Origin of the sequence: Paenibacillus cucumis (ex Kampfer et al. 2016), assembly GCF_019748695.1 — a bacterium.
GTDB classification, from domain to species: Bacteria; Bacillota; Bacilli; order Paenibacillales; family Paenibacillaceae; genus Paenibacillus; species Paenibacillus polysaccharolyticus.
The window spans coordinates 1-13,327 of the sequence record NZ_JACLIC010000010.1; the positions used below are offsets into that span (position 1 = coordinate 1).

Annotated in this window: 10 protein-coding genes; 6 read left to right on the top strand and 4 right to left on the bottom strand. The window is 45.9% G+C overall.

Translation table 11 applies throughout. The annotated features are described in order from the left end of the window. Positions 1-395: 395 nt before the first annotated feature. Together H7T88_RS06400 and H7T88_RS06405 are read right to left on the bottom strand one after the other, a co-directional pair. Positions 396-1,238 (bottom strand): 1,4-dihydroxy-6-naphtoate synthase, encoded by an 843-nt coding sequence (locus H7T88_RS06400; RefSeq protein ID WP_221787699.1) that lies wholly within the window; start codon positions 1,236-1,238, stop codon positions 396-398. Then, on the bottom strand, positions 1,235-2,068 hold the full coding sequence (locus tag H7T88_RS06405; RefSeq protein ID WP_221787700.1) for a futalosine hydrolase: 834 nt from the start codon (positions 2,066-2,068) through the stop codon (positions 1,235-1,237). The genes H7T88_RS06400 and H7T88_RS06405 overlap by 4 nt, the downstream gene beginning before the upstream one ends. 1,058 nt (positions 2,069-3,126) lie before the next feature. Between H7T88_RS06405 and H7T88_RS06410 the strand changes: the two genes are divergently transcribed. The 5 genes from H7T88_RS06410 (at position 3,127) to H7T88_RS06430 (ending at position 8,816) form a co-directional block, all read left to right on the top strand. Beyond that, positions 3,127-3,516, top strand: a complete 390-nt coding sequence (locus H7T88_RS06410) for a GntR family transcriptional regulator (protein WP_090917764.1) — start codon at positions 3,127-3,129, stop codon at positions 3,514-3,516. Beyond that, a complete protein-coding gene (locus H7T88_RS06415; RefSeq protein ID WP_154890721.1) occupies positions 3,509-4,411 on the top strand; it encodes an ABC transporter ATP-binding protein in 903 nt (300 codons plus the stop codon). The genes H7T88_RS06410 and H7T88_RS06415 overlap by 8 nt, the downstream gene beginning before the upstream one ends. Next, the gene (locus H7T88_RS06420) at positions 4,365-6,425 is read left to right on the top strand and encodes a hypothetical protein (RefSeq protein WP_221787701.1); all 2,061 of its coding nucleotides are present in this window, start codon (positions 4,365-4,367) and stop codon (positions 6,423-6,425) included. The genes H7T88_RS06415 and H7T88_RS06420 overlap by 47 nt, the downstream gene beginning before the upstream one ends. A 307-nt stretch (positions 6,426-6,732) precedes the next feature. Further along, positions 6,733-7,695 (top strand): hypothetical protein, encoded by a 963-nt coding sequence (locus H7T88_RS06425; protein WP_154890723.1) that lies wholly within the window; start codon positions 6,733-6,735, stop codon positions 7,693-7,695. A gap of 131 nt (positions 7,696-7,826) precedes the next feature. Then, entirely contained in the window at positions 7,827-8,816 is a 990-nt protein-coding gene (locus H7T88_RS06430; RefSeq protein ID WP_186809740.1) for an alpha/beta hydrolase, read from the top strand. Positions 8,817-8,936: 120 nt separating this feature from the next. Here the strand turns inward: H7T88_RS06430 and H7T88_RS06435 are convergent, their stop codons facing one another. Beyond that, positions 8,937-10,115 (bottom strand): MalY/PatB family protein, encoded by a 1,179-nt coding sequence (locus tag H7T88_RS06435; protein WP_221787702.1) that lies wholly within the window; start codon positions 10,113-10,115, stop codon positions 8,937-8,939. A gap of 318 nt (positions 10,116-10,433) precedes the next feature. On the opposite strand from H7T88_RS06435, the gene H7T88_RS06440 reads away from it, so the two are divergent. Further along, the gene (locus H7T88_RS06440; RefSeq protein WP_154890726.1) at positions 10,434-11,123 is read left to right on the top strand and encodes a stalk domain-containing protein; all 690 of its coding nucleotides are present in this window, start codon (positions 10,434-10,436) and stop codon (positions 11,121-11,123) included. Between the two features lie 155 nt (positions 11,124-11,278). Here the strand turns inward: H7T88_RS06440 and H7T88_RS06445 are convergent, their stop codons facing one another. After that, complete coding sequence (locus H7T88_RS06445) at positions 11,279-13,300, bottom strand: alpha/beta hydrolase family protein (protein WP_221787703.1); 2,022 nt, start codon at positions 13,298-13,300, stop codon at positions 11,279-11,281. Positions 13,301-13,327: the final 27 nt, after the last annotated feature.

Genomic DNA, 13,327 nt, shown 5'->3' on the forward strand with positions numbered 1-13,327 from the left:
CATTTACCAGTACATTGAGTTCTATTACAACCACAAGCGAATGCATGGTGCGCTAGGTTATCTTTCCCCTACTCGTTTTGCGAAGAAGTTTACGGACAAATCCGTCGCGTAAGTGTCTACTTTCTTGACATTGGTCCAGTAGGAACGCTATTTCACCGAAATAGACCAGATTGAGATGAAAAAGGACCATTTTCGGCTAAATAAGGTTTCTGGTGATCGTTAGAATTTGCAGACTGCAAAAATGAGTCAAATAAGGTCTGTCAGGATCGTTAGAGATAGACGGTACATAAAAGATAGGTCAAAACCTTAAGGAGTAGTAGCTCCGGCTAAGTTCAGAGTTAAACAACATGGAAACATTCCAATACCAGCCGATAGAGAGCATTGCAACGTGAAGGTTAGATTTTTAGCAAGTTCAGGTCGAATTCAGGAACCAGTTTTTCTTGCATGGCACGACCAAGCAGGGCCGTAATCGCAGCATAACCGTCTTCACCCAAATTAGCACTGAATTCGTTGACGTACAGGTCGATATGTTGAGCGGCTACGTTGGGATCCATCTCCTGTGCATGCTCCATGACATATGCTTGGGATTCTTCAGGATGAGCCCAAGCGTACTCCACAGAGGCACGTGCCCAGCCCGCCAAAGCGTGAGCATCCAGATCGCGGCGGGCAATAATGGCACCGAGCGGAATCGGCAAGCCTGTGTCATTTTCCCACCAGTTACCAAGGTCAGTCATCAGTTGCAAGTTATAGTTTTGGTACGTAAAACGTGCTTCATGGATAACCAGCCCGGCATCGATTTGACCATCACGAACGGCAGGCATAATTTTATCAAAAGGCATGACAACAATTTCACCTACACCGCCGGGAACATTTTGCGCGGCCCATAGACGGAATAACAGATAGGCTGTCGAGCGCTCGCTTGGTACGGCAACACGTCGTCCAGACAGGTATGACGGGTCAGTTGTTCCATCAGCTGTTAAAACCAAAGGGCCGCAGCCTCTGCCCAGAGCACCGCCAGCAGGTAATAAAGCATAGTTTTCCAATACATAAGGTAGCGCCGCATAAGAGATTTTCATCACTTCCGGAATGTCTGGTCCAATTGGACTTGCAGCAAGACCGTTCGTTATATCGATATCCGCATAGCGGACTTCAAGCTCAGGTGCACCAGGAATTAGACCGTGTACCCAAGCGTGAAAGATAAAAGTATCGTTAGGACAAGGGGAAAAAGCAATATTCATGATGTGATAACCTCCCGTAAAATAGAACTTGCTGCCTGGAGCGCATCCAGGGCATCCTTGATGCGCCAAGCGTCGCGGTCGCGTGGACCGACCGCGTTAGATATGCCGCGCAGTTCGAGCACCGGCAGGCCGAACTGCTGCGCAGCTGTTGCTACGCCGAAGCCTTCCATGCCTTCGGCGGCAGCATCCGGCACGCGGCGCAACAGCTCCGCGGCCGTCTGCGCGGTTCCGGTCGCCGTGGACACGGTGACCGCAGTGCCTCCGCTGACAGCGAGCCCTGCCCGCTGCAGCTCATGGCGCAGGCGCGCGGCAAGCACCGCGTCCGCCGCCACACGGGACGAGCCGAATCCGAGCTCGTCCACAGAGAGGAAGCCGTCTGGCGTCTGCGAGCCCAGATCGGCTGCAACCATGGCGTCGGCTACCACGAGGGAGCCGACGTCCGCCCGGCCGGGGAACCCGCCGCCGATGCCGGCACTGATCACCAGCCCATAGGCTGATGATCTGGCGCCGGTCCCGGCAACGGGCCCCGGCCCTGAAGATGCGGCAGTGCCTTGCGCCGCATCAAGTTCCTCTGGCGCGGCCTTGCCGTGCGCCAGTTCACGTGCCGCTGCTGAAGCGAAAGCTAGCGCAGCGGCAGTTCCGGCAGCGGCCGAGGCAGGGCCAACGCCCGCTGCAATAACATCAAACTGTGCTGCGGCATGATCACCCAAGCCTCGAAGGATGGCGTCTTTTTCCGCGTCCACAGCCGTTACAATCAGTATGCGTGAAGAAGCGGAGAGAGCGGCTGTAGAAGCGGCCTTATCAGAAATCGTACCTTTTGTTATGTTCATGAGTTGTTTACCTCGATTTTAATTGTAATAGTAGATAGATCGGCGTTGCCAAGCCCAGCATGCATACGGATAGTGTTTAGAAGGCTATCTACTTTAGTATTTTGCAAAAATTCATCATTCGTTTGCATACACACACATAACCCGAACTCAAACTCGTAACCATACACTTATACGTATATAAATGTCCACTGTATGGAAACAAATTCATTCTTTTTGTCTTTCAAAGAGTGGACAGTACTCTCCAAAAGAGCATGTCCCTCCGCTAATGATTGTAACACCATATATAGATGGGAAAATCAAAATTGTTATTTTTGATCTATATGTAGGTTGGTAGGTGAAGTGTGTTCTTTTAAGAAAAGTGTCCACCTTTTGATAAACAAAATCCCCAAATGTACACGACAAGTGGACAAGTTACAAACACGATCATGTCCTTTCCGAAAGCCGGAACAGCGAATAGCGAATAGCAAAATGAAAACTTTCCACCTTACTATTACTCACACTCACTCATCACACTCACACTGACTCTAACTCATCCCATCTTAGCTCTTCCCACCTCACACTAACCCACCCTAACTCATCCTAACTCATTCTATCATTTTAACTCATCACTTCTCTAACTCATAACTACCTCTCTATCTCACCCTCACTGACCTTGTTCATATCTCGTCATACCTTTTCATACCTCATCTTTAATTCATCCTAACTCATACTAAGCCATTGTAACTCATCATAACGAAGGAGCAGGTGCAAAACAATCTTTCGAGCTTATTCGTACCAAGTCCAGTTTAGAACATGTTCGCACCAGCCCAAAGGAATATCCCTCTGATTTTTTAAAAAATAACATGATCGTTTTTTTGCGTTCTTTTTATATGTCAACTATACCATATGGATTGGTTTTATATACATTTTGCTATTCCCGAATTCAGGCATGGAGTTAAAGTTAAAGATTGACAAACTGTATTAACTGTATTATTAATAGTAGTACAGGTAGTACACTGAGAGTACACTAACAGCAAAACAAGCAAGGCGACATACTAAGTTAAGAAAGGAGGTGCGGGATGTTCGAATTGGATGTACGTAGCCGGAAGGCGATCTATGAGCAACTGGTGGATAAAGTCAAAGAAATGATCGTATACGGTATTCTGAAACCCGATGAGCAGCTTCCTTCCGTTCGGTCATTATCAACACAGCTCACCGTGAACCCGAATACAATTCAGAAGGCATACCGTGAGCTTGAGCGAGAAGGTTATATTTATTCCGTGCAGGGTAAAGGAAGTTTCGTATCACCATCTGTGGAACATCCGAAGGAGGCTATGAAAGACGAGATCAGAGAATCCTTGGTGAAACTGATTGCCGAAGCTTCGTTTTCCGGTTTATCCAAGGCGGAGATGACTCTTTTATTCGAAGAAGCGATGGCCCGTATAGAGAAGGAGGTGCCCCATGATTGAGCTGAATCAAGTCGTTAAAGCTTTTGAACAGGAAAAGGCTGTCGATGGCGTAACAATGTACATAAATAAGGGGTCGATCTATGGTTTACTCGGTTCCAACGGGGCAGGCAAAACATCGTTGCTCAAAATCATTGCCGGTATTTATCGTCAAGACCGTGGAACAGTGCGCATTAACGGAGCCGAGGTATACGAAAATTTAGACCTGAAAGGCCGCACTATTTTCATGGCAGATTCACCAAACTTTTTCCCGCAATCTTCGATTACGCATATGGCTGCATTCTACCGCTCAATCTATCCAAGCTGGAGTGAGGAACGTTTCAACCAACTCGGGGCTGTCTTCAAATTAGATGTAAAACGCAAGCTTCATCGCATGTCCAAAGGCATGCGCCGTCAGGCTGCGGTATGGCTGGGACTCAGCTGTATGCCTGAGGTGTTGCTTATGGATGAACCGATTGATGGACTCGACCCTGTCATGCGCCAGCAGATCAAAAACCTCTTGTTCCAGGAAGCGGCGGAGCGTCAGGTGACGATTATCATCTCCTCCCACAATTTGCGGGAGATTGAAGATCTCTGTGATCATGTAGCCATTATGCACAAAGGCCAAATTATCGTGCAGAAGGATCTGGATGACCTTAAGGCTGATACACACAAGATTCAGGTTGCCTTCCGCCACCCGGATCATGCTGATTTATTGAAAGAACAGGTTCATATTATGCATGAAGAAAAAAGAGGAAGTGTCTCTTTGTATATTGTTAAAGGTCATCGTGAAGATGTTACGGCGCAATTTCGTTTGCATGATCCGTATCTGCTGGATGTGTTGCCGCTGACACTGGAGGAGATTTTTATCTATGAAATGGAGGGTGCCGGGTATGACATTCAACCGATTATACTTTAACCGCGGTATCCTGTACCAAAATTTCAGGCAGCACGGATGGCTTGGTATTGTTTATCTCTTGTTATTATTAACGCTTCCGCTATTTATCGGCACAGAGTATCGAGATTATACGGAGGACATTAGTACTCTATTTAAAGTAAACGGGGAGTTTCATTGGTTTCTTGCAATTACGGTGCCGGTTGTGATGGCTTTGTTCCTGTTCCGTTACATTCAAGCAGGGGGGCCTGCGGATGTATATCACAGCCTGCCGCTGAAGCGTAGACATTTGCTCACGATGAACCTGATGACCGGATATGTAATGATTCTGGTCCCCATCTGGATTACGGCTGGAGTTACCAAGTGGGTGTCCGTAGCTCTGAATGAACCCGCTTATGTTTTTAACGACAGTGCAATCTGGATGTGGGGAGTAACCATAAGCATTGTCTCTCTCTTCATGTTTACGCTGACAGTTGCGGTAGGGATGTGTATCGGGCAATCTATTCTACAGGGTCTGACTGTATATGGCATCAGCCTGATTCCTTTGATTTTCTGGGGAGTCTTTGGACTGCATCTGAAGCATTATCTGTTTGGTTATCCGGAAAACATTTTCCGATTCAAAATCGAGACGATTTCTCCTATTTCCCGCGTCAGCAGTTTCAGTTATGCGATTCCTGGATGGGGCGAACTGAGTATTTACGCTGGGATGACCGTACTTATGATCGTTCTATCGTATCTCTTTTACCGTAAGCGCCATGTAGAATCGGCAACCCAAGCCATCGCATTTCGCATTGTAAAACCAATCTTCCGTTTTGGATTTATGTTCACGGTTGTGTTGCTTAGTGGTGCATATTTTTCAATGATTTCCCCAGGCGATTCCGGGATATGGGGCGTTGCAGGGTATATTATCGGAGGCGTTGCGGGCTATATTGGAGCTGAGATGATCATTCGCAAAACCTGGCTGATCTGGAACAGTAGCTTATTACCACATTTTGCTGTATATGGAATTGCAACTGCACTTATTCTTTACGTGCCTGTGGCAGACTGGAATGGTTATGCGACAAATGTGCCATCGAAAGACAACGTCGAGAAGGTTCGAATTGGCGGGGACCATACGATCTATGTAGATAATCAGATTGTAAAGCTGGATGATGAACAATTCTACTCTAATGACATGGGATATATTGATGCTGTTCTTGCACTTCATCAGAAAATTGTAGATTTCCGTCAGACGTTGAATGAGAAGGGACAAAGCCGGATTATACCTGACCAAGAGAGCGTCAGGGTTGACTATAAATTGAAGAATGGAAAGACAATATCACGGCAATATATCGTTCAAGAGAGCCGTTTTCAACAAGAGTTTGAGCATATGAAAAACTTCGAAGATTATAAAGCAGTCAGTTATGGAACCTATGCACTCGACAATGACGTTCGCAGCATTGGTATCCGGTCAAGATTAACTAGTGATCGCGCTGTATACATCAGTAACCCGCAGCTCATTCGTGAATTCAAGGCACTCTTGAAAGCAGAAATTTTAGATCAAACGTATGAAGATCAAAAATCCCATTGGGAGTCGTATGCATCAGCTGAGGTTTATCAAGATTACCGGGATGGATTATCGTCCAAGCAGATTTTGGATCAACCTAATCTTAGCTCCACATATGAGATTAAACCAACCTACACCCGTTTAATTGCATGGCTCAAAGAGAACAAATTGTATGATCAGTTGCAGGTCTCTGTAGATGAAGTTGCTTCTGCCCAGTTTATTAAACAAGAGATTAACAGCCCGGGTAAAGCTATATATGTCTATCCTGACCCGCAATTCATAGATGAAAATCTAAAAGGAAACAAGAAGGTAGCCACCAAGAACAAAGAAATTATCAGCCAGTTGCTCCAGCGGCAAAGATCAGGTTACTACACCGATCAGGGTATCTTCTATCAGATCAAGCTTAATTTTAATAAAGGCCAGAACGTCTATATGATGTTAGAAGAGGATGATCTTACCGAGGGTATGAGAGCCATTCTAATCGATCTTTAAATTTTTCTTTACTTCAGCTTGACCAAATGAAAGATGTGGAATATATTTGAAAAAGTGAAGATCCAAGCGATTTGTTGAATCACCGAATCTTATATGGAACGGCTCAAGAGGGAAGCACCCGTAAGAGCAGGCACATGCCTGACTTGCGGGTGCTTTTTTGTCGTTCGCCGAACGGATCGCTGATGTTGAATCTTGAACTGCAAGGGAGTCTTACTCTGGACGCTGTACGGAACAATTGTTGGATATATACAGGGTGAATAGTGTCGCGGACTTCCATACTAATTTTGAGAAAAAGGGGTGCAGAAGGATGATGTATTTAAGACCGGAGAAGAAACGATTGGTAGAGCAACTTACGTTGCCTCGACAACCAATGGAAACGTGGAAGAGGCAGTCAACGTGGGTGCAGTTTTTTCATTTTTGGTTAAAGCTACTGGTTGGACATTCGGTTTTAAGAAGATTGAGTGTGATGTTTGTTGCAACGTACGGCATTGGAATGATATGTAGTGCAACAACAGTTCACGGTGAAGGGATTGAGCTGAATGTTACTGCGCAGAAAGCCTGGAATACAGTAGTGAATAAGGCAGATGCGCAAACGGAACGTTCCTTACTACAGACATACGAAAGTGCCGGGAAATGGATTTCCCAAAAAGAGATGTGGGAACAAAAGATCAAGCAACTACATACAACGAACGCTACTGAGTTGGTGCAGCTTCGAAAGGCAATCAGTAATACCGATGCAGCGAAGCTGGCTGCTCTTCAGAAGTCAGTGGAACTTACACAGGCACGTTATGAACCTTTATTCAAACTTTATAGCTCACTGAACAAACAATTGTCTGCTTCCAAGGCTCTCCAGAGCAAAGAGTGGAGTTCGGCCATTCGTACACAGGCTGACACGCTAAAACCCTTGGTGCAATTGGCACGTGAGGATATTCGTGCGAAGAAATTGAGCCTTGCTGAAGCACGGAAGCGGAAAAATAAGGAGGTGAAGCGGCTGCGAGCGATGTTAAATGGCACAAATGCTGTAAAAAAGCAGATACAAACGGCCAAGAAACAAGTCAGTTTGTCCAGAGAACGGTACTCGGATGCGCTTCGTAACTTTAAACAAACCCTAAAAAAAGGTGAGCCTTCACGTGTGCTGAGTAGCCTGAATTCCCTGGTTTCTTCTGCTGAGAGATGGACGGTTGCGAGCCAACATATTCACACGTTAGAGCAAAAGGTGTCTACGATCTACGTTACAGTAAGCCAAGAAATCCACAACAGATCCAAATGAATGAGCCTGATCCTGCAAGAAAATTGCATGGGAGAAACTAGATTTTTTCTGGTGCGTACACCTCTATAACAGAACCATTCATTGAACATGGAGCGAGGTGCAGGCTGGTGCAGATAGAGAGCAGAACGGGTTTGAAACGAAAGCGTTACTGGATTCCCATCAGTTTATTGCTCCTGATTATCGGTGTTGTAGGAGTAGGCTCACAATTCACACCCAGAATAACAGTACTTTTGCTAAAGACAGGGAATGGATTGTTTACTACAAATGAAAGCGACAAGGCATCGTTTATTTCGGAAGGGATAACCCGTGTTACCGATGTGGCCTATGCAGATGGAGGTCGTAACAACAGTACGCTGGACATTTATTATCCTTCCGCAGCAACTAAACCCTTGCCAGTCATATTGTGGGTTCATGGCGGCGGTTGGGTTATGGGTGATAAAAAAGACATAGCCGATTATGCGGTGCAGTTAAGCAAACGTGGTCATGTGGTGGTCAGCATGAATTATGCACTTGCGCCGAATACGACATACCCTGTGCCCGTAATGCAAACCAATCAGGCTCTAACATATATCAGAGATCATGTGAGTGAATATCAAGGTGATCCGAGCAACCTGTTTCTTGCTGGTAATTCGGCTGGTGCCCAGATTGCAAGTCAGACTGCGGCGTTGCTTACGAATCCCAATCTGGCAAAACAAATGAATATAACGCCATCAGTGGAATCTGAACAGTTAAGAGGTACACTTTTGTTCTGTGGGCCATATCAATTGCGTACTGTCGAGAGTACAGGCTTTCCGTTTATACGAACGTTTCTATGGTCATATACGGGAAGCAAGGCATACGAGAATGATCCACATCTGGATGAAATGTCAACGGTCCTTCAGGCCACAGCCACCTTTCCACCATCATTTATTACTTCTGGTAATGATGATCCTTTGACCGTACAATCGATTGAACTTGCAGAAGTGTTAGAGCGTCAAGGTGTCACGACAGAAACATTATTTTTTCAATCATCTTCGGAGAAGCTGGGACATGATTACCAGTTCGATCTGGGGAGTGAAGCAGCGCAGCAGGCGCTACAGGCATCCGTGCAATTTATTCAGGCTCATAAAAAAGAAAACTAAAGATACAAAGAATTCAAGTTAAATTGGCACTTTAAAAAGGGTATCACAGCGATTCACCATGAAAAAAACATGACATACGACTGGGACACCCTTTATTTATTTATTTATTTATTTATTTATTTATTTATTGGCCAGAACTAATAATCTGAGCATAGCTTCTTCAACTGTTGCACGTGGACAGGCTACGTTGATGCGCATGAATCCGGCATATTCTCTGCCGAAGACAACCCCACTATTGAATGCGAGTCCTGCCTCATGAAGCAGTTTCTTGCTTAATTGCGCATGAGTCAATCCTAATTCCCGGAAATCGACCCATAACAAATAGGTGGCTTCAGGAAGGTACAGACGGATACCTGGCAGATGCTCCCCAATAAATTGCTGCACGTATTCCATGTTGCCCCGAATATAAGCAAGACATTGATCAAGCCAATCTTCGCCACCGTTATAAGCGGCCTCGGTTGCTACGGCTCCTAGTGTACTAATACTGGATAACCCCATGGTACGCACGCCTTTGGCGAACTGTTCCCGCAATTGGGCATTAGGAATGATAATGTTTGATGAACTTAATCCGGGGATATTAAACGTTTTGCTTGGTGCTGTGCAGATGATGCTGCGAGCTGCGATCGCTTCCGAGATCAGACTTAGCGGTGTATGTGTTCCACGTTCATACACCAGATCAGCATGGATTTCATCCGATACGATGAGCACATTATATTTCAGACACAGTGATGCAAGAGCCTCCAGTTCCTCACGGCTCCATACTCGTCCAACCGGATTGTGAGGACTGCACAGGATCAGCATTTTGACCTTTCCATTCTGGAAACTTCTCTCCAGATGATTCAGATCCATGGTGTATTTCCCATGTTCTTCGATCAGTGGATTCGTAATGAGTTCCCGGTCCTGATCTCTCACGACATCATAGAAGGGAGGATATACGGGTGTCTGGATGACTACAGCATCCCCTGGTGAAGTAAATTGTTGTACCGCTATACTGAGCGCAGGTATGATCCCTGGCGTGAATACGATCCAGTCCGCATGGATTTTCCAGTTGTGACGGCGTTGCATCCAATCTGTGACGGCTGCATGATAGGCCTCGGTTCGCAGAGTGTAACCAAAGATGCCGTGTCCCATCCTGGCCTGTAAAGCTTCAATAACAGATGGAGGAGCAGCAAAATCCATATCGGCTACCCACATAGGAAGTGCATCTGCTACACCGAATAATGCCTCAAGCCCGTCCCATTTCTCGGAAGCGGTAGATATTCGGTCAATCGGTGTATCAAACAAATATTGATCTATCATAACAAAGAAGTCCTCCTTGGTTCATTGATTCGTTGTTACGTCCTACAAACAAGACATCATTATCTAATACATCTTGTATTTTCGCAACTTCTAAACCATTTTTATATGACCCAAGTCCTGATTTAGCGAGATATCGTTTACAACCTGCCATCAAGTACTTATGATATGGCTAACATGAGGTGGGAGTTGAAGGATTATCGATACAGTTCATTGTTATATGAACTAAATTCATCTGCACTATACCTTTCATAACCTCATGATTCAATTCAATATGTAATATTCATCTTTTATTATACTGAACTTTGGAGGCGAAGGAACATGAAAAACAAAAAGTGGTTGATTGCAGCAGGCGTATTTGGGATGGTGTTAACGGGATCAGCAGGTGTCTATGCAGGTACGCAACTGGAAACGATCAAAGCCTATCTGAATCACGGACTTGCCATTGAAGTAAACGGACAAAAATTCACACCGACAGGTGATCAGGGCAAAAAACTTGCGCCTATTACGTATCAAGGCAGTACATACCTTCCGGCTCGCTCCATTGCTGAAGCTTTAAATACAGAAGTGAAATATGACGCCAAGAATAATAAGGTAAGCATCGGTGCTTCAAGCTCATCAGGCGGGTCTGCATCCACTGGAAGCGGTCAATCCACATCTCCATCGACAGGTACGAACACACAAGCTCCAGGCGTGAAATCCAAGTACTTGCCAGCAGATTTCCCATTACCTAAGGATGCAAAAGCGACCAGCTTGATTGAGAATGTTGTAGATGGAAACAAAAAAGTAGTGCTGATCTATACATCCAAGGAGAGTCTGAGCACTCTCGCTTCATCTTACAAAAACTATTATCAGAATAAAAACCTGACTCAAAACAGTGAGGATATTCAAGCTGACGAATTCAGCATTTTAGGTCGTGAGGAAGGCAAGTACGCTGTAACGATCACAGGTAACGCATCTTCAAGCGATAAGGATTTGAATGAAGTTACGGTCATCTGGGGAGAAGAATAAGCAAGTTCATATGTTTTCTAATTCTTAAAATAAAGCAAGCCGATATGCCTGTAATGATTCGTGATTACAGGCATATCGGCTTTTTGCGTTCAAAGTGCAGAGTATCCATGTAACAGTCTTTAGGTCAATCTTTTCGTTCAACTTCCATGGGAGGTTTACAGATACTCGTTAAACCACCCGACGATATGCTCTAAACGTCGCACCCTCAGATGTGGATTACCGGAGCGAGATAGTTCATGGTTGGCTCCAGGGAAACGAACGAGTCGGGTCGTTTGCTTGCGCCGTTTCAGTGCAACATATAATTGCTCGGCTTGCTCAATGGGACAGCGGAGATCCTGTTCGCCATGAAGAATAAGCAGTGGGGTCTGCATATTGCCCACATAAGCCAGCGGAGAATGTTTCCACAGTTTTTCCGTGTCTTCCCATGCATTACCGCCAATCTGATCTTCCGTAAAGAAATATCCAATATCACTGACGCCATAGAATGACAACCAGTTGCAGATGGAACGCTGGGTAACAGCGGCTTTGAAGCGGTTCGTATGTCCCACGATCCAGTTCGTCATGAACCCGCCATAGCTACCGCCGGTTACGCCCAGTCTGGATGGATCGATGAAGGCATAATGGGATAAAGCATAGTCCACAGACTCCATCAGGTCTCGGTAATCCCCACCGCCATAATCTTCCCGACAAGCATTCACGAACTGTTGACCATATCCTAATCCTCCACGCGGATTGAGATACATCACAGCATAGCCCTGAGCAACAAGGAGCTGGAACTCATGCATAAAAGTAAAACCATACATCATATGCGGGCCGCCATGAATTTCAAGAATTGTCGGAACCTTGACACCCTCAACGATGCCATGAGGTTTCATGATCCACCCTTGCAGCTGTAGCCCATCCGACGAGTCAAACCAGAAGGTTTCTGGCGTACTAAGCCAAATGTCCTGTTCTAACTGCGGGTTACTGTTCGTGAGACGGACAGGTTCGATTCCGGGGTCTCCTGGTTGTTCATACAGATACAAGTCACCGGGATGTTGTGTATTCGCAACAGCCGCGACGATCTGGCCCTGTGCCAGCTCTGCAAACTGATAGATCTCGCACTCATCTGGCAAAATGTAATCGGCACCACTTCCATCTAATGCGAATCTAGCTATACGCACGCTGCCATGTATCGTAGCAAGACACAGAATGGAAGAGCCATCCCGTGAATATAGCGGACCTGTCGTGACGAGGTGAGAGCGCATATCACCAACAAGGCTATGATTCAACTGTACATCCCAATCTGCACTTAGGCATTCAGGTGTTCCACCCGATATCGGGAGTGTATACAACTTCGTCAAGGTAGCATTGCCATAAGAGCGGTCACTGGCGAGAAGGGCCAGGGATTGCGCGTCAGGTGCATAACTAAGCCGATAGAAGGTATATCCTTCCGGGGTTAGTTGCTGTAGATCTGATCCATCAGGTCTGGATGTATACACATGATTGGTCAACGTAAAGTCGCTATGATCTGCGCCCTCTTCAGGCATTTCAGTAATCCAGGCGATGCGTTTTCCATCCGGAGACCAAGCATAGTCCCCGATATCATAGTGACCCGTCGTAACAGGAATAGCCTCTGCGCTGATTGGCGCGATAACAAAGAGATGAGAGCGTTTGCCATTCCATAATCCGCCACTATCCGATTTCATGAGAATTCGGTCCACGATGATTTCTTGAGGCAGTGAGTTTTCCTTATGATCTGTGTTGTAGCCTTCCGCGGACGTTGAATCTGGTTTTTTATCTATCATTTCCACCGAAGACTTTACAAGCAGTGTCCTGCCATCTGGCGCCCATAAGAAGGAACTGACGCCATGCTGCAGGTGACTGATCTGCTGTGCTTCTCCGCCATCCGAAGCCATGAGCCATACCTGGGATTTTCCCTGCACTTCGCGTATAAAAGCAAGCTGAGCCCCATCCGGCGACCAAGCTGGGGAATGATCATTTTCTCCAGAAGTGAAAGGTCTGTCCTTTCGACTATCCAGATGAAGTAGTCTCAGGTGTGAGCGATAACCATCGTGTTTTTCATTTACTTGCCGGCTAACATACACCAGATGTCCACCTTGAGGAGAAGGGACCGGATCATTAACCCATGTAAGCTGGTACAAATCTTCCGATGTCATGCCACGTTGCTCGTTCATCGCTTGTCCTCCCACTAGTATTCAGAT